The organism is Burkholderia anthinoferrum (genome assembly GCF_002925705.1).
Lineage (GTDB): Bacteria > Pseudomonadota > Gammaproteobacteria > Burkholderiales > Burkholderiaceae > Burkholderia > Burkholderia semiarida.
The window spans coordinates 75,757-91,762 of the sequence record NZ_LFZP01000001.1; the positions used below are offsets into that span (position 1 = coordinate 75,757).

A 16,006-nucleotide genomic window follows, 5' to 3' on the forward strand; every position below is an offset into this window, starting at 1 on the left:
GCCGAAGCAGGCCCGCCACGACAAATTCGCCCGCCCCCAGCGAAAAAATCGCCGAAATGCACAGACCCTACCATTCGGACGGCCTTCGGGGGAAAAGCGAACCCGCTATAATTCGGCCCATACATTTCTCTGATAGGTTCGTGCGCAGCTCTGCGTACGGAATCCACCATGCTTTTTCCCACAGAATTTGACGTCATCGTCGTCGGTGGCGGTCATGCCGGCACGGAAGCCGCGCTGGCGTCCGCCCGCATGGGCGCGAAGACCTTGCTGCTGACCCACAACATCGAAACGCTCGGGCAGATGAGCTGCAATCCGTCGATCGGCGGCATTGGCAAGGGCCATCTGGTCAAGGAAGTCGACGCGCTGGGCGGCGCGATGGCCGCCGCGACGGACGAAAGCGGTATTCAGTTCCGGATCCTCAATTCATCGAAGGGCCCGGCCGTGCGCGCGACGCGTGCGCAGGCCGACCGCATCCTGTACAAGGCCGCGATCCGCCACCGGCTCGAAAATCAACCGAACCTGTGGCTGTTCCAGCAGGCCGTCGACGACCTGATGGTCGAAGGCGACCGCGTGGTCGGCGCCGTCACGCAGATCGGCATCCGTTTCCGCGCGCGCGCGGTCGTGCTGACGGCTGGCACGTTCCTCGACGGCAAGATCCACGTCGGGCTGAACAACTACACGGGCGGTCGCGCGGGCGATCCGGCGGCCGTGTCGCTGTCGTCGCGCCTGAAGGAACTGAAGCTGCCGCAGGGCCGCTTGAAGACCGGTACGCCGCCGCGTATCGACGGCCGCACGATCGACTTCTCGAAGCTCGACGAGCAGCCGGGCGACCTCGATCCGATCCCCGTGTTCTCATTCCTGGGCCGCGCGGAGCAGCATCCGCGGCAGTTGCCGTGCTGGGTCACGCATACGAACGAGCGCACGCACGACATCATTCGCGGCGGTCTCGACCGGTCGCCCATGTATACAGGCGTGATCGAAGGCGTGGGCCCGCGCTATTGCCCGTCGATCGAAGACAAGATCCACCGGTTCGCGTCGAAGGAATCTCACCAGATCTTCCTGGAGCCGGAAGGGCTGACGACCAACGAGTTCTATCCGAACGGAATCTCGACGAGCCTACCGTTCGACGTCCAGCTCGAGCTCGTGCATTCGATGCGCGGCCTGGAGAACGCGCATATCCTGCGCCCCGGTTACGCGATCGAATACGACTACTTCGACCCGCGTGCGCTGAAGGCGTCGCTCGAAACGAAGGCGATCAACGGGCTGTTCTTTGCGGGCCAGATCAACGGTACGACGGGCTACGAAGAAGCGGCTGCGCAGGGCTTGCTGGCCGGCCTCAATGCGGGCCGCTATGTGCAGGAGAAGGACGCGTGGTGCCCGCGTCGCGACCAGGCCTATCTGGGCGTGCTGGTCGACGATCTCGTCACGCGCGGCGTGGCCGAGCCGTACCGGATGTTCACGAGCCGGGCCGAATATCGCCTGAGCCTGCGTGAAGACAATGCCGACATGCGCTTGACCGAGATTGGCCGCGAGCTTGGGCTGGTCGACGACGTCCGCTGGGACGCTTTCAGCCGGAAACGCGACGCTGTTTCACGTGAAACCGAACGCCTGAAGTCGACGTGGGTCACGCCGAAGACGCTGCCGGCGGAAGAAGCGACGGCGTTGCTCGGCAAGGCAATCGACCACGAATACAGCCTCGCGGAGCTGCTGCGTCGCCCGGGTGTCAGCTACGACGGTGTGTGCGGGCTGAAGGGCGGAGAGTGTGGCCCCGCGGAGCCGCTGACGGACGACCCGGTGCTGCTCGAACAGATCAAGGAGCAGGTCGAGATCGGCATCAAGTATCAGGGCTATATCGAGCGCCAGGCATCCGAGATCGAACGCAACGACGCGAACGAGAACACACGCCTGCCGGACGGTATCGATTATCGCAAGGTCCGTGGTTTGTCGTTCGAGGTCAGCCAGAAGCTCAACGAGTTCCGGCCGGAAACGATCGGGCAGGCGTCGCGTATCTCGGGCGTCACGCCGGCAGCGATCTCGCTGCTGATGGTGCACCTGAAGCGTCGCGGCCTGGGCCGCCGTAACGGCATGGCCGCAGAGGCCGCGGAGCAGGGGGACGGCACCGTCCCGACACAACGATGACGGCGCGTCGCGCGCCGGCGGTTAATCGGGACGTACTGGAACAGATGCTCGTCGACGGTACGGCGGCACTGGACCTCACGCTGACGGATACGCAGCGCGACCAACTACTCGACTATGTCGCGCTGCTCGGCAAGTGGAACGCGGTCTACAACCTGACCGCGATCCGCGACCCGAAGCAGATGCTGATCCAGCATATCCTCGATTCGCTTTCCATCATCCCGCATCTGCGTGGTCGTGCGTCGGCGCGTGTGCTCGACGTCGGCTCGGGCGGGGGGCTGCCCGGTATCGTGCTGGCGATCGTCGAGCCGGGCTGGCAGGTCACGCTGAACGATATCGTGCAGAAGAAGTCGGCCTTCCAGACGCAGATGCGCGCGGAGCTGAAGCTCGCGAACCTGTCGGTCGTGACCGGCCGTGTCGAATCGCTGCGGCCGGGGGGCGAAGTGCCGGAAAAATTCGACATCATCGTATCCCGCGCTTTCGCGGATCTGTCCGACTTCGTTAAACTTGCTCGTCATCTGGTCGCGCCGGGCGGATCGATCTGGGCGATGAAGGGCGTTCACCCGGACGACGAGATTGCGCGGTTGCCGGAAGGCAGCCGCGTCAAGCAGACGATCCGGCTGGCGGTACCGATGCTCGATGCGGAGCGGCATTTGTTCGAAGTGGCCGTCGACGACGCGAATTGAAGGCGCGCGGTAGCGCGCCGTTTGTTTGAAGGTAAAGGGAACACACCAACGATGGCAAAGATCTTCTGCGTTGCGAACCAGAAGGGGGGCGTCGGCAAGACGACGACATCGGTCAATCTCGCCGCAAGCCTTGCAGCGCAGGAGCAACGCGTCCTGTTGATCGATCTCGACCCGCAGGGCAACGCGACGATGGGCAGCGGGATCGACAAGGCCGCCTGCGAAGCGACCGTGTACGAAGTGCTGGTCGACGGCGTGTCGGTGACCGACGCGCGCGTGCGTCCGGAAGGCGTCACCTATGACGTGCTCCCCGCGAACCGCGAGCTGTCCGGCGCCGAGATCGAACTGATCAGCATCGACAATCGCGAGCGCCGCCTGAAGGCCGCGCTTGAGCGCGTCGCCGACGACTACGATTTCGTCCTGATCGATTGCCCGCCGACGCTGTCGCTGTTGACGCTGAACGGCCTGTGCGCGGCGCATGGCGTCGTGATCCCGATGCAATGCGAGTACTTCGCACTGGAAGGGTTGTCGGACCTCGTCAACACGATCAAGCAGGTTCACGCGAACATGAACCGCGACCTGAAGATCATCGGCTTGCTGCGCGTGATGTTCGATCCGCGCATCACGCTGCAGCAGCAAGTCTCCGATCAACTGAAAGCGCACTTCGGCGACAAGGTGTTCGACGTGGTGATTCCGCGCAATGTGCGCCTGGCGGAAGCGCCGAGTTACGGGTTGCCGGGCGTCGTGTTCGACCGCAGCTCGCGCGGTGCGCAGGCGTATCTCCAATTCGGTGCCGAGATGATCGAGCGCGTGCGCGCGTTCGAGGTGTCGTGATCCGGACATGAGCGAAGCGAGGAAGAAAGACATGAACGCGGTACCAAAGAAGAAGGGCTTGGGACGTGGCCTCGAAGCGCTGCTCGGCGGCAGTGCCGATATCACCGAAGCGGTGAAGATCGAAGGGGCACCGAACACGCTCGCGCTCGGCAAGCTGCAAGCCGGCAAGTACCAGCCGCGCACGCGGATGGACGAGGGCAGCCTGCAGGAGCTGGCGGCAAGCATTCGCGCCCAGGGCGTCATGCAGCCGATCCTGGTACGGCCTATTTCATCAGACAAATACGAGATCATCGCGGGCGAGCGGCGTTTCCGCGCGGCGCGCCTGGCCGGCCTCGACGAAGTGCCGGTGCTCGTGAAGGACGTATCCGATCAGGCTGCCGCCGCGATGGCGCTGATCGAGAACATCCAGCGCGAGGACCTGAATCCGCTCGAAGAAGCGCACGGCATCCAGCGCCTGCTCGACGAGTTCGGTTTCACGCACGAACAGGCGGCCGAATCGGTCGGCCGTTCGCGCAGCGCGGTGTCGAACCTGCTGCGCCTGCTGAACCTCGCGTCGCCGGTGCAGACGATGCTGCTGGCCGGCGATCTCGACATGGGGCACGCGCGCGCGCTGCTGGCCGTCGACGCGGCCACGCAGATCACGCTCGCGCATCAGGTGGTCAACAAGCGCATGTCGGTGCGCGAGACCGAGAAGCTCGTCGCGCACACGACGAAGGAAGCACCGGCCGTGAAGGCGCGCGCGAAGGACGATGGCGGCCGCGATACGCGTCGCCTCGAAGAGGAGTTGTCCGACCTGCTCGCGTCGACGGTGAAGATCAAGCTCGGCCGCCGCGGGCGAGGGCAGGTGCTGATCGACTTCGGCAACCTGGACGCGCTCGAGGGCATTCTCGCGCGTCTGCGCGGCAACGTCGCGACCGAAGAGTAACGGGCAACCCATGACGCAAAAGGGTGCACCGGCGCCGCGCCGGTGGCTCGGCTGGCTTGCGCAGGAACCGGTACTGTCGGTGCTTGCGCTTGGCCTGATCGTGCTGCAATGGGTGCGTCCGCAACCATTTTCGGTGCTCGCGGATCGTGTCGACTGGCAGACGGTCGCGACACTCGCGGGCCTGCTGATGCTGACCAAGGCGCTCGAGCTGTCCGGCTGCCTGATGTGGCTCGCGCATCGCATCGTGCATCACGTGCATTCCGAACGCGGGCTCGCGATGCTGCTCGTCGGCTTCGCCGCGGTGCTGTCGATGTGGCTCACCAACGACGTCGCGCTGTTCGTCGTCGTGCCGTTGATGGTATCGCTGCGCGCGCTGACGCCGCTGCCGTTCCGGCGGCTCGTGATCGTCGTCGCGCTGGCTGTCAACGCGGGGTCCGTCGCGACACCGCTCGGCAATCCGCAGAATCTTTTCCTGTGGCAATTGAGCGGCGTGTCGTTCGGCCGTTTCGTGGTCACGCTCGGCCCGCTCGCCCTCGCGCTGATGGCGCTGCTGCTCGCGCTGACCGCATTGATGTTCCGCGCGAAGCCGCTCGACCTGTCCGGCGACGCCGTTGCGCTTCCCGTCCAGCGCATGCAGGCGCTGATCGCGGCCGTGCTGTTCGCCGCGTTCGTGCTGCTCGCCGATGCGCATCATCTGCTGCCGGGCCTCGTCGGCGTCGCCGTCGTGCTGCTTGCCGTCAAACGCGACGCAGTCCTGAAGATCGACTGGCTTCTGCTGCTGATCTTCGTGCTGATGTTCGTCGTGTTGCGCAGCGCGGCCGCGCTGCCCGTCGTGCACGACGCGATCGCGCACGCGCAACTCGATTCGCCGCTGCGCGTCTATGCGGCCGGCGCCGTGCTGTCACAGGTGATCAGCAACGTACCGGCCGCGATCCTGCTGTCGGAGTTCACGCACGACTGGCGCGCGCTTGCATTCGGCGTATCGGTCGGCGGCTTCGGGTTCGCGATCGGTTCGCTCGCGAACCTGATCGCGGTGCGTCTCGCGAAGGAGCCGCGCATGTGGCTGCCGTTCCACCTCGTGTCGATTCCGTTCGCGCTGGTGAGCGCGGCGCTCGGCGCGTGGCTGCTCGTGCACGGTTGAACGGGGCGGCGCAGGGAAGCCGTTCGAGCGACGGGTTGGGCGCACGGCATTCACGCTGATCAACGGTTGTTGATAAGTGCCGCCATCCACAGTCGAACATCTGTGGCGGCGCGACAACTGACCGGATGAATCGCTGCGTGAACATCCTGTCGAATTTCGCGCGCGGGCGCGATGGTTGGGCCGCGGCGTCTTGCTTGTTCCCGAGCATCGGGGCGAATCGTTTCCGCCGGCTGCGTTGCAGCGAATTCCCGACGGCAATCGCGCCGCTTCGTCCTGGCCCGTATCGGGTATCGTTTCCCGCCGTTTCCCCCGTCACCTGACTTTTTCGCGCAAGAAATACCGGTGCGGAAAACCGACCTTACAACTGTCATCGTACGTCGCCGAATCGCATGTTTTTTCACATCATGAGGCGTCGTTTTATGCAGGTTTTTGTCGCGTCTAAAGCCTTGAATCACTTGCAACTATCGCTTACAATCGCCCGGATTTGTTAGCTAGGCACCCCTGAAAGCTTTCAGAAAGCTTGGGGTCGGGTTCAGGGATTTCAGCGGAAGATTGCGATGGCGGGTCAGGCGCCGGACGACAGGCACGATGATCAGCGCACGCAACGCACCGCTTCGGCGGCCGGCGAGCGGCGTGAACCCGACGATGACTGGGATGTCGAGCAGCAAGATAACAACATCGTTCCGCTGACGCGGGCAGAGGCCGAAAGGCTGTTCGGCCCGAACGTGAGCAAGCCCTCGCGCGTGACCCCCTACAAGGTGGTATTCGCGCAAGTGGTCCTGTCCCTGGTTGCAACGCTGGCGTGGTGGCTGTTTTCGAAGTCGCCGGGCGCCGCTGCGCAATCCGCGTTTTTGGGCGGAGCGATCGGCTGGGTACCCAGTGCGGTATTCGTGGCACGACTGAAGGCAGGTGGCTCGGCCACCGTGATGAGCTGGGTGATGGGCGAAGCCCTGAAGCTCGCTCTGACGATCGGAATGTTCACCGCGGTGGCGTTCGGCTGGGCCGGCGTGCACTGGGTGCCGTTCCTCGTCACGTACCTCGTCGTGCTGAAGACGTACTGGATCGCGCTGGCCTGGCGGTAAGGAACAAGCAGCGTGCGGTTTCGACAACGAACCGCACCGGCCCGTTCCCGCAATAGCGTGTTGCGGAACGGGGCAAAACGATTTTCGACAATTTGGGTGGCATTAACGATATGGCAGCTAGCGAAGGCACGCGCGGTCCGGATCCGTCCGAGTACATTGCGCACCACTTGCAGAATTTCTCCACCTCGCATCAGACGTCGATTTTCGATATCCACGTCTGGAATCTCGACACGCTGTTCTGGTCGATCGTATGCGGCATCGTGACGATCGTCCTGCTGCGTCTTGCCGCCCGCAAGGCGACCTCGGGCGTGCCGGGCCGCTTCCAGTGCGCGATCGAGATGCTCGTCGAAATGGTCGAAGACCAGTCGAAGGCCATCGTCCACGGCAATCGCACCTTCATCGCGCCGCTCGCCCTCACGGTGTTCGTGTGGGTCGCGCTGATGAACTCCCTCGACTTCCTCCCGGTCGACCTGCCGGGCCGCGTGATCGGCCTGCTCGGTCTGTCGGACGTGATTTCCCACCATCGCATCGTCCCGACGGCCGACCTGAACGGCACGCTCGGCATCGCGCTCGGCGTGTTCGTCCTGATGATCTACTACAGCATCAAGATCAAGGGCGCGGGCGGCTTTGTGCATGAGCTGCTGTCGGCCCCGTTCGGCGCCCACCCGCTGCTGTGGATCCCTAACCTCGCGCTCAACATCGTCGAATATCTCGCAAAGACCGTCTCCCTCGGTATGCGGCTGTTCGGCAACATGTACGCGGGTGAGCTGTTGTTCCTGTTGATCGCCCTGCTCGGCAGCATGTGGAGCTTCGGTGGCGACGCAACGTTCCTCGGCTTCGTTGGTCACGTGATCGCGGGTAGCGTCTGGGCAATCTTCCACATCCTGATTGTTCTGTTGCAGGCATTCATTTTCATGATGCTGACGCTGGTGTATCTCGGCCAGGCGCACGACAAGCACTAAGCGCGGCGTGCAACAAAGAGTCTTCGTTTTAGTTTTTTAAATCTCAGTTCCAAGTCTTTTCACAAAGGAGTGATCATGCAAGCTTACATCGCCAACATCCAGGGTCTGACCGCCATCGGTATCGGCATCATCATCGGCCTGGGTGCAATCGGCGCCTGTATCGGTATCGCGCTGATGGGTGGCAAGTACATCGAAGCCTGCGCACGTCAGCCGGAACTCATCAACCCGCTGCAAACGAAGATGTTCCTGCTGGCTGGTCTGATCGACGCTGCATTCCTGATCGGCGTGGGTGTCGCAATGCTGTTCGCGTTCGCGAACCCGCTCCTGTCGAAGCTCGCAGGCTAAGGTTCCTCGGAAATATGCGTCCGGCGTGAGCCGGCGCAGGGCGGAACGGAGACTTGGGGCGCTGATCGAATGCAACTCGATGAGCGCCTTACCGTTTCATTTTTCCGGAATAGCAGATAAGGAAACACCGTGAATCTCAACGCAACTCTGTTTGCGCAAATGGTCGTGTTCCTGGTCCTCGCGTGGTTCACGATGAAATTCGTGTGGCCGCCGTTGATCAACGCCCTCGACGAACGTTCGAAGAAGATCGCCGACGGCCTCGCCGCCGCGGAGAAGGGCAAGGCGGAACTCGACGCAGCGCACAAGCGCGTGGACCAGGAACTCGCGCAGGCCCGCAACGACGGCCAGCAGCGCATCGCCGACGCTGAGAAGCGTGCGCAGGCGGTCGCCGAGGAAATCAAGGCCAACGCCCAGGCTGAAGCCGCCCGCATCGTCGCCCAGGCGAAGGCGGAAGCAGAACAGCAAATCGTGAAGGCGCGCGAAGCGCTGCGTGGCGAAGTCGCCGCGCTGGCCGTGAAGGGCGCCGAGCAGATCCTGAAGCGCGAAGTCGATCAAACGGCCCACGCCCAACTGCTGAATCAACTGAAAGCCGAGCTCTGATCATGGCCGAACTTGCAACCATCGCCCGCCCTTACGCAGAAGCGCTGTTCCGCGTGGCCGAGGGCGGTGACATCGCCGCCTGGTCCACGCTCGTGCAAGAGCTGGCCCAGGTTGCGCGTCTGCCGGAAGTGCTGTCGGTCGCGTCGAGCCCGAAGGTGACGCGCACGCAAGTAGCCGAGCTGCTGCTTGCTGCGGTGAAGTCGCCGCTCGCGGCCGGCGCCGAAGCGAAGAACTTCGTGCAGATGCTGGTCGACAATCATCGCATCGCGCTGCTGCCGGAAATTGCCGAGCAGTTCGAGGCGCTCAAGAACGAACGTGAAGGCGCAGCCGACGCCGAGATCGTGAGCGCGTTCCCGCTGAACGGCGCGGATCTCGACAGTCTCGTCTCGGGCCTCGAACGCAAGTTCAAGCGCAAGCTGAAACCGACGGTCGAAGTCGATTCGTCGCTGATCGGCGGCGTGCGCGTGACGGTCGGCGACGAAGTGCTCGACACCTCGGTTCGCGCGCGCCTCGCATCGATGCAGGCTGCCTTGACCGCCTGAGCGCCACGCCGGCACGCAACAGAATTGACTATCAGGAGCGAATAATGCAACTCAATCCCTCTGAGATCAGCGAGCTGATCAAGAGCCGGATCCAGGGCCTTGAAGCGAGCGCAGACGTTCGCAACCAGGGCACCGTGATCTCCGTGACCGACGGTATCGTGCGTATCCACGGCCTGTCGGACGTGATGCAGGGCGAAATGCTCGAGTTTCCGGGCAACACGTTCGGTCTCGCGCTGAACCTCGAGCGCGACTCGGTCGGCGCGGTGATTCTCGGCGAATACGAACACATCTCGGAAGGCGACATCGTCAAGACGACGGGCCGCATTCTCGAAGTCCCGGTCGGCCCGGAACTCGTCGGCCGCGTGGTCGACGCGCTCGGCAACCCGATCGACGGCAAGGGTCCGGTCAACGCGAAGCTGACCGACGCGATCGAAAAGATCGCCCCGGGCGTGATCTGGCGCAAGTCGGTGTCGCAGCCGGTGCAGACGGGCATCAAGTCGATCGACGCGATGGTGCCGATCGGCCGTGGCCAGCGTGAGCTGATCATCGGCGACCGTCAGTGCGGCAAGACCGCGGTGGCGCTCGACGCGATCATCAACCAGAAGGGCAAGGACCTGATCTGTATCTACGTCGCGATCGGCCAGAAGGCTTCGTCGATCATGAACGTGGTGCGCAAGCTCGAGGAAACGGGCGCGCTGGAATACACGATCGTCGTCGCCGCTTCGGCGTCGGATTCGGCCGCGATGCAGTACCTGGCACCGTACGCCGGCTGCACGATGGGCGAATACTTCCGCGACCGCGGCCAAGACGCGCTGATCATCTATGACGACTTGACCAAGCAGGCCTGGGCATACCGTCAGATCTCGCTGCTGCTGCGCCGCCCGCCGGGCCGTGAAGCGTACCCGGGCGACGTGTTCTATCTGCACTCGCGTCTGCTCGAGCGTGCGGCTCGCGTGTCGGAAGAGTACGTCGAGAAGTTCACGAACGGCGAAGTGAAGGGCAAGAGCGGCTCGCTGACGGCACTGCCGGTCATCGAAACGCAGGCAGGCGACGTGACCGCGTTCGTTCCGACGAACGTGATCTCGATTACCGACGGCCAGATCTTCCTGGAAACCGACCTGTTCAACGCAGGCATCCGCCCGGCAATCAACGCCGGCGTGTCGGTGTCGCGCGTCGGCGGCGCCGCTCAGACGAAGGTCGTGAAGAAGCTGTCGGGCGGTATCCGTACCGACCTCGCGCAGTACCGTGAACTGGCTGCATTCGCGCAGTTCGCATCGGACCTCGACGAAGCGACCCGCAAGCAGCTCGAGCGCGGCCGCCGCGTGACGGAACTGCTGAAGCAGCCGCAGTACCAGCCGCTGCAGGTCTGGGAACTGGCCGTGTCGCTGTACGCCGCGAACAACGGCTACCTCGACGATCTCGACGTCAAGCAAGTGCTGCCGTTCGAGAAGGGCCTGCGCGACAACCTGAAGACCAGCCACGCTGACCTCATCAAGCGTATCGAAGACACCAAGGATCTCTCGAAGGACGACGAAGGCGCGCTGCGCGCGGCGATCGAAGCCTTCAAGAAGTCCGGTGCCTATTGATCCGCGAGTGACACACGGAGGCCGCGTGGGTGCTGATGCGCCCGCGCCGCTTCGGTGAGCGATGCATGAGCCCCGAGTAAAGCGCTAAAGCGCTAATTCGGGGCGCAAAGGAGCAAGCTATGGCTGGAATGAAGGAAATTCGCGGCAAGATCAAGAGCGTGCAGAACACGCGCAAGATCACGAAGGCGATGGAGATGGTGGCTGCATCGAAGATGCGTCGCGCGCAGGAACGCATGCGCGCCGCTCGTCCGTATGCGGACAAGGTCCGTGCCATCGCCGCGCACATGAGCCGTGCGAACCCGGAGTACCGCCACCCGTTCATGGTGGCGAACGACGGCGCGCAGACGGCCGGCATCATCCTCGTCACGACGGACAAGGGTCTGTGCGGTGGTCTGAACACCAACGTGCTGCGTGCGACGGTGCAGAAGTTCAAGGAGCTGGAAGAGAAGGGCCAGAAGGTCGAAGCCACCGCGATCGGCGGCAAGGGCCTCGGGTTCCTGAACCGCTTCGGCGCGAAGGTGATGTCGCAGGTCGTGCACCTCGGCGACACCCCGCACCTGGACAAGCTGATCGGCGCCGTGAAGACGCAGCTCGATCTGTACTCGGAAGGCAAGCTGTCGGCGGTTTATATCGCTTACACGCGCTTCGTCAACACGATGAAGCAGGAAGCCGTGATCGAGCAGCTGCTGCCGCTGTCGTCGGAACACTTCGAAGCCGATGACGGTACGCCGGCGACGTCGTGGGATTACATCTACGAGCCGGACGCGCAGGCAGTCGTCGACGAACTGCTCGTGCGTTACGTCGAGGCGCTGGTGTACCAGGCCGTCGCGGAAAACATGGCGTCCGAGCAATCGGCGCGCATGGTCGCGATGAAGGCCGCGTCCGACAACGCGAAGACGGTGATCAGCGAACTGCAGCTCGTATACAACAAGAGCCGTCAGGCCGCGATCACGAAAGAACTGTCGGAGATCGTCGGCGGCGCAGCCGCTGTTTAAGCGCGCGCCCGGGACGACAACTGCGCCTTTGCGCGAGTAAAGAATCAGGTATTTAAAGGAAAAGCGATGAGTACTGCTGCTTTGGTAGAAGGCAAGATCGTACAGTGCATCGGCGCCGTTATCGACGTGGAATTCCCGCGCGACAGCATGCCGAAGATCTACGACGCGCTCATTCTCGATGGCTCGGAACTGACGCTCGAAGTCCAGCAGCAGCTGGGTGACGGCGTGGTCCGTACCATTTGTCTGGGTGCATCCGACGGCCTGCGCCGCGGCCTGACCGTGAAGAACACGGCGAAGCCGATCTCGGTGCCGGTCGGCAAGCCGACCCTCGGTCGTATCATGGACGTGCTCGGCCGTCCGATCGACGAAGCCGGCCCGATCGAAAGCGAAACGACGCGTTCGATCCACCAGAAGGCACCGGCGTTCGACGAACTGTCGCCGTCGACCGAACTGCTCGAAACGGGTATCAAGGTCATCGACCTGATCTGCCCGTTCGCGAAGGGCGGCAAGGTTGGCCTGTTCGGCGGTGCAGGCGTGGGCAAGACCGTCAACATGATGGAGCTCATCAACAACATCGCGAAGGAACACGGCGGTTACTCCGTGTTCGCGGGCGTGGGCGAGCGGACCCGTGAAGGGAACGACTTCTACCACGAAATGAAGGACTCGAACGTTCTCGACAAGGTCGCGCTGGTGTACGGCCAGATGAACGAGCCGCCGGGCAACCGTCTGCGCGTCGCGCTGACCGGCCTGACGATGGCCGAGCACTTCCGTGACGAAGGCCTCGACGTGCTGTTCTTCGTCGACAACATCTACCGTTTCACGCTGGCCGGTACCGAAGTGTCGGCACTGCTCGGCCGTATGCCGTCGGCAGTGGGCTATCAGCCGACGCTGGCTGAAGAAATGGGCAAGCTGCAAGAGCGCATCACGTCGACCAAGAAGGGCTCGATTACGTCGGTTCAGGCCGTGTACGTCCCTGCGGACGACTTGACCGACCCGTCGCCGGCGACCACCTTCGGCCACCTGGACGCAACCGTCGTTCTGTCGCGTGACATCGCTTCGCTGGGTATCTACCCGGCGGTCGACCCGCTCGACTCGACGTCGCGCCAGATCGACCCGAACGTGATCGGTGAAGAGCACTACTCGATCACCCGTCGCGTTCAGCAGACGCTGCAGCGCTACAAGGAACTGCGCGACATCATCGCGATTCTGGGCATGGACGAACTGTCGCCGGAAGACAAGCTGTCGGTCGCACGTGCGCGCAAGATCCAGCGTTTCCTGTCGCAGCCGTTCCACGTCGCTGAAGTGTTCACGGGCTCGCCGGGCAAGTACGTGCCGCTGAAGGAAACGATCCGTGGCTTCAAGATGATCGTCGACGGCGAGTGCGACCACCTGCCGGAACAGGCGTTCTACATGGTCGGCACGATCGACGAAGCCTTCGAAAAGGCCAAGAAGATCTCGTAAGGGTTCGAGTGAGTCGCACGGCGCGTGCTAGTCGGGATTAACAGTCGGACTGATAATCCCGGCGGGTCGCGCCGACCGCAATACGCTCAATCCGCCGTGCATGGGATCGGCGCAGGCGCGCAAGTGCCCGCTCCGATCGACAGGAGTCGATATGGCAACCATCAAAGTAGACGTCGTCAGCGCGGAAGAGCAGATCTTCTCGGGCGAGGCGAAATTCGTCGCGCTGCCGGGCGAAACGGGTGAGCTGGGTATTCTGCCGGGCCACACGCCGCTGATCACCCGGATTCGTCCGGGTGCGGTGCGCATCGAAGTCGAGGGCGGCAACGACGAATTCGTGTTCGTCGCGGGCGGCATTCTCGAAGTGCAGCCGGGCGCCGTGACGGTGCTCGCCGATACCGCGATCCGCGGCAAGGACCTCGACGCGGCGAAAGCCGAGGAAGCGCGCAAGCGTGCCGAGGAAACGCTGCAGAACGCGAAGTCGGATCTCGACCTCGCGAAAGCGCAATCCGAGCTCGCGACCGCGATGGCGCAGCTCGAGGCGATCCAGCGTCTGGCGAAGATTCGCAGCCGGCACTGAGCCGCGCCGCGTATCCCGCGAAAGAAAGCAGCCTTCGGGCTGCTTTTTTTTCGCCCGCGGTTTCGCCCGCGTTCCGTTCGCGCTTCGCCCGCATTTCGTCGGAGTTTTGCGGGTCCGATCATTCCGTCCGGTCGTGCTATTTCAACCGCCCGTCGCGATTCGATGTCAAAGTATCGTCAGCGGAGCGCGGCATCATCCGCGGTGAGGCCCGCCGTCGCGATCGTTGCGGCGAAGGCGCGCGCAGCAGGCGCGCGCGGGCCGATCAGACAAGAACGGACGGAGACATCGATGGCAGCAGACCTTGGCAAGGGGGCGCTGATCGCGCCCGAGAACGGCTTGTCGTACGTGCGCGGCGCGACCGACGTGCCGCTATCCGACGCGACGATCGGCCGGTTTCTGCTCGACACGGCTGGCCGCTTTCCCGACCGTCCGGCCGTCGTGTTCCGCGAGCAGCAGGTGCGCTGGACCTGGCGCGCGTTCGCGAACGAGGTCGACGTGCTGGCAGCGGGCCTCGCCGCGCTCGGGATCGTGAAGGGTGACTGCGTCGGCATCTGGTCGCCGAACCGCAGCGAATGGCTGCTCACGCAGTTCGCGACCGCGCGGATCGGCGCGGTGCTCGTCAACATCAACCCGGCCTACCGGCTGTCGGAACTCGAATACGCGCTGAACAAGGTCGGCTGCAAGGCCGTGATCGCGGCCGAGCGCTTCAAGAGCTCCGCGTACGTCGAGATGCTGCAGACCCTCGCGCCGGAGCTCGCGACCGCGACGCCGGGCGACCTGCACGCGGCGCGCGTGCCGAGCCTGCGCACGATCGTGTCGATGGGCGACGTGGCGCCGGCCGGCATGTTCCGCTTCGCGGACGTGATGGCGCGCGGCCGCCAGGCCGTCGATCCCGCGCTGCTCGACGCGCTCGGCGCAACGCTCTCGGCCAGCGATCCGATCAACATCCAGTTCACGAGCGGCACGACCGGCAGCCCGAAGGGCGCGACGCTCACGCACCGCAACGTCGTCAACAATGCGCGCTCGATCGCGATGGCGATGCGCTTCACCGAACAGGATTCGCTCTGCATCCCCGTGCCGCTCTATCACTGCTTCGGGATGGTGCTGGCCGTGCTCGCCTGCGTGTCGACGGGCGCCGCGATGGTATTCCCCGGCGAGGCGTTCGACCCGGTCGCGACGCTCGCGGCGGTGGCCGAAGAGCGCTGCACCGCGCTGCACGGCGTGCCGACGATGTTCATCGCGGAGCTCGACCATCCGGAATTCGCCAAATTCGACCTGTCGACGCTGCGCACCGGGATCATGGCCGGCTCGCCGTGCCCGATCGAGACGATGAAGCGCGTCGTGTCGCAGATGCATCTGTCGGAGATCACGATCGCGTACGGAATGACGGAGACGAGCCCGGTGTCGTTCCAGAGCTCGACCGACGATCCGCTCGAAAAGCGCACGACGACGGTCGGCCGCATCCAGCCGCATCTCGAAGTGAAGATCGTCGATGCGGCCGGCGACATCGTGCCGGTCGGCGCGACGGGCGAGCTGTGCACGAAGGGCTATTCGGTGATGCTCGGCTATTGGGACGACGACGCGAAGACGCGCGAGGTGCTGGTCGACGGCTGGATGCACACGGGCGACCTCGCGACGCTCGATGCGGACGGCTACTGCAACATCGTCGGCCGTCTGAAGGACATGGTGATTCGCGGCGGCGAGAACGTCTATCCACGCGAGATCGAGGAATTCCTGTTTCGACATCCGAAGATCCAGAGCGCGCAGGTATTCGGCGTGCCCGACGCGAAGTACGGCGAGGAGCTGTGCGCGTGGATCGTGCTGCGCGCCGACGAGCAGATGACCGAGGACGACGTGCGTGCCTTCTGCCAAGGCCAGATCGCGCACTACAAGATTCCGCGCTATATCCGCTTCGTCGACGAACTGCCGATGACGGTGACGGGCAAGGTGCAGAAATTCGTGATGCGCGAGCGGATGATCGAGGAGCTGAAGCTCGACGTGCAGAAGACGGCTTGAAGCGGGGCGGTGCGGGAAAATGCGGGAAAAGCGGGGCGGCCTGCGGGTCGCCCGGTGCAGGTCGCTACGTTTTCGATGGACGAAAAAAAGCGGGCTTATTAGCCCGCTAAAAACCACACGC

General features: G+C 63.9%; 15 protein-coding genes. All 15 read left to right on the forward strand.

All coding sequences use genetic code 11. The annotated features are described in order from the left end of the window. Nucleotides 1-168 precede the first annotated feature (168 nt). The 15 genes from mnmG (at nt 169) to C5F75_RS00475 (ending at nt 15,885) form a co-directional block, all read left to right on the forward strand. Nucleotides 169-2,139, forward strand: a complete 1,971-nt coding sequence (gene mnmG / locus C5F75_RS00400; protein WP_059580493.1) for a tRNA uridine-5-carboxymethylaminomethyl(34) synthesis enzyme MnmG — start codon at nt 169-171, stop codon at nt 2,137-2,139. Beyond that, nucleotides 2,136-2,822: a 16S rRNA (guanine(527)-N(7))-methyltransferase RsmG gene (gene rsmG / locus C5F75_RS00405; protein WP_059580496.1), complete on the forward strand. Its 687-nt coding sequence runs from the start codon at nt 2,136-2,138 to the stop codon at nt 2,820-2,822. The genes mnmG and rsmG overlap by 4 nt, the downstream gene beginning before the upstream one ends. A 51-nt stretch (nt 2,823-2,873) precedes the next feature. After that, complete coding sequence (locus tag C5F75_RS00410) at nt 2,874-3,653, forward strand: ParA family protein (RefSeq protein ID WP_059580499.1); 780 nt, start codon at nt 2,874-2,876, stop codon at nt 3,651-3,653. 31 nt (nt 3,654-3,684) lie between these two features. Next, nucleotides 3,685-4,578, forward strand: a complete 894-nt coding sequence (locus C5F75_RS00415) for a ParB/RepB/Spo0J family partition protein (protein ID WP_006482728.1) — start codon at nt 3,685-3,687, stop codon at nt 4,576-4,578. 10 nt (nt 4,579-4,588) lie between these two features. Continuing rightward, nucleotides 4,589-5,719, forward strand: coding sequence for an SLC13 family permease (locus tag C5F75_RS00420; RefSeq protein ID WP_059580501.1), 1,131 nt, complete (start codon nt 4,589-4,591; stop codon nt 5,717-5,719). A gap of 557 nt (nt 5,720-6,276) precedes the next feature. Further along, the gene (locus tag C5F75_RS00430; protein WP_059580504.1) at nt 6,277-6,801 is read left to right on the forward strand and encodes an ATP synthase subunit I; all 525 of its coding nucleotides are present in this window, start codon (nt 6,277-6,279) and stop codon (nt 6,799-6,801) included. A 110-nt stretch (nt 6,802-6,911) separates the two neighbouring features. Then, entirely contained in the window at nt 6,912-7,763 is an 852-nt protein-coding gene (gene atpB / locus C5F75_RS00435) for a F0F1 ATP synthase subunit A (protein WP_012492242.1), read from the forward strand. A 75-nt stretch (nt 7,764-7,838) separates the two neighbouring features. Further along, nucleotides 7,839-8,108 (forward strand): F0F1 ATP synthase subunit C, encoded by a 270-nt coding sequence (gene atpE, locus C5F75_RS00440; RefSeq protein WP_006482730.1) that lies wholly within the window; start codon nt 7,839-7,841, stop codon nt 8,106-8,108. 129 nt (nt 8,109-8,237) lie between these two features. Further along, nucleotides 8,238-8,708, forward strand: coding sequence for a F0F1 ATP synthase subunit B (locus C5F75_RS00445; protein ID WP_006477283.1), 471 nt, complete (start codon nt 8,238-8,240; stop codon nt 8,706-8,708). A 2-nt stretch (nt 8,709-8,710) separates the two neighbouring features. Further along, nucleotides 8,711-9,250 (forward strand): F0F1 ATP synthase subunit delta, encoded by a 540-nt coding sequence (locus tag C5F75_RS00450; RefSeq protein ID WP_034188172.1) that lies wholly within the window; start codon nt 8,711-8,713, stop codon nt 9,248-9,250. 44 nt (nt 9,251-9,294) lie between these two features. Next, nucleotides 9,295-10,836, forward strand: a complete 1,542-nt coding sequence (gene atpA / locus C5F75_RS00455; RefSeq protein WP_059580508.1) for a F0F1 ATP synthase subunit alpha — start codon at nt 9,295-9,297, stop codon at nt 10,834-10,836. 119 nt (nt 10,837-10,955) lie between these two features. Further along, a complete protein-coding gene (gene atpG / locus C5F75_RS00460; protein WP_034209645.1) occupies nt 10,956-11,831 on the forward strand; it encodes a F0F1 ATP synthase subunit gamma in 876 nt (291 codons plus the stop codon). Nucleotides 11,832-11,897: 66 nt separating this feature from the next. Next, nucleotides 11,898-13,292, forward strand: coding sequence for a F0F1 ATP synthase subunit beta (gene atpD, locus C5F75_RS00465; RefSeq protein WP_011350527.1), 1,395 nt, complete (start codon nt 11,898-11,900; stop codon nt 13,290-13,292). A 151-nt stretch (nt 13,293-13,443) separates the two neighbouring features. Then, on the forward strand, nt 13,444-13,869 hold the full coding sequence (locus C5F75_RS00470) for a F0F1 ATP synthase subunit epsilon (protein WP_006477288.1): 426 nt from the start codon (nt 13,444-13,446) through the stop codon (nt 13,867-13,869). Nucleotides 13,870-14,157: 288 nt separating this feature from the next. Then, nucleotides 14,158-15,885, forward strand: coding sequence for an AMP-binding protein (locus C5F75_RS00475; protein WP_059580697.1), 1,728 nt, complete (start codon nt 14,158-14,160; stop codon nt 15,883-15,885). Nucleotides 15,886-16,006: the final 121 nt, after the last annotated feature.

Excerpts from the sequence above, each read along its gene's own strand:
- mnmG (WP_059580493.1), top strand. The coding sequence starts at position 169 with ATGCTTTTTCCCACAGAATTTGACGTCATCGTCGTCGGTGGCGGTCAT.
- rsmG (WP_059580496.1), top strand. The coding sequence starts at position 2,136 with ATGACGGCGCGTCGCGCGCCGGCGGTTAATCGGGACGTACTGGAACAG.
- C5F75_RS00410 (WP_059580499.1), top strand. The coding sequence starts at position 2,874 with ATGGCAAAGATCTTCTGCGTTGCGAACCAGAAGGGGGGCGTCGGCAAG.
- C5F75_RS00415 (WP_006482728.1), top strand. The coding sequence starts at position 3,685 with ATGAACGCGGTACCAAAGAAGAAGGGCTTGGGACGTGGCCTCGAAGCG.
- C5F75_RS00420 (WP_059580501.1), top strand. The coding sequence starts at position 4,589 with ATGACGCAAAAGGGTGCACCGGCGCCGCGCCGGTGGCTCGGCTGGCTT.
- C5F75_RS00430 (WP_059580504.1), top strand. The coding sequence starts at position 6,277 with ATGGCGGGTCAGGCGCCGGACGACAGGCACGATGATCAGCGCACGCAA.
- atpB (WP_012492242.1), top strand. The coding sequence starts at position 6,912 with ATGGCAGCTAGCGAAGGCACGCGCGGTCCGGATCCGTCCGAGTACATT.
- atpE (WP_006482730.1), top strand. The coding sequence starts at position 7,839 with ATGCAAGCTTACATCGCCAACATCCAGGGTCTGACCGCCATCGGTATC.
- C5F75_RS00450 (WP_034188172.1), top strand. The coding sequence starts at position 8,711 with ATGGCCGAACTTGCAACCATCGCCCGCCCTTACGCAGAAGCGCTGTTC.
- atpA (WP_059580508.1), top strand. The coding sequence starts at position 9,295 with ATGCAACTCAATCCCTCTGAGATCAGCGAGCTGATCAAGAGCCGGATC.
- atpG (WP_034209645.1), top strand. The coding sequence starts at position 10,956 with ATGGCTGGAATGAAGGAAATTCGCGGCAAGATCAAGAGCGTGCAGAAC.
- atpD (WP_011350527.1), top strand. The coding sequence starts at position 11,898 with ATGAGTACTGCTGCTTTGGTAGAAGGCAAGATCGTACAGTGCATCGGC.
- C5F75_RS00470 (WP_006477288.1), top strand. The coding sequence starts at position 13,444 with ATGGCAACCATCAAAGTAGACGTCGTCAGCGCGGAAGAGCAGATCTTC.
- C5F75_RS00475 (WP_059580697.1), top strand. The coding sequence starts at position 14,158 with ATGGCAGCAGACCTTGGCAAGGGGGCGCTGATCGCGCCCGAGAACGGC.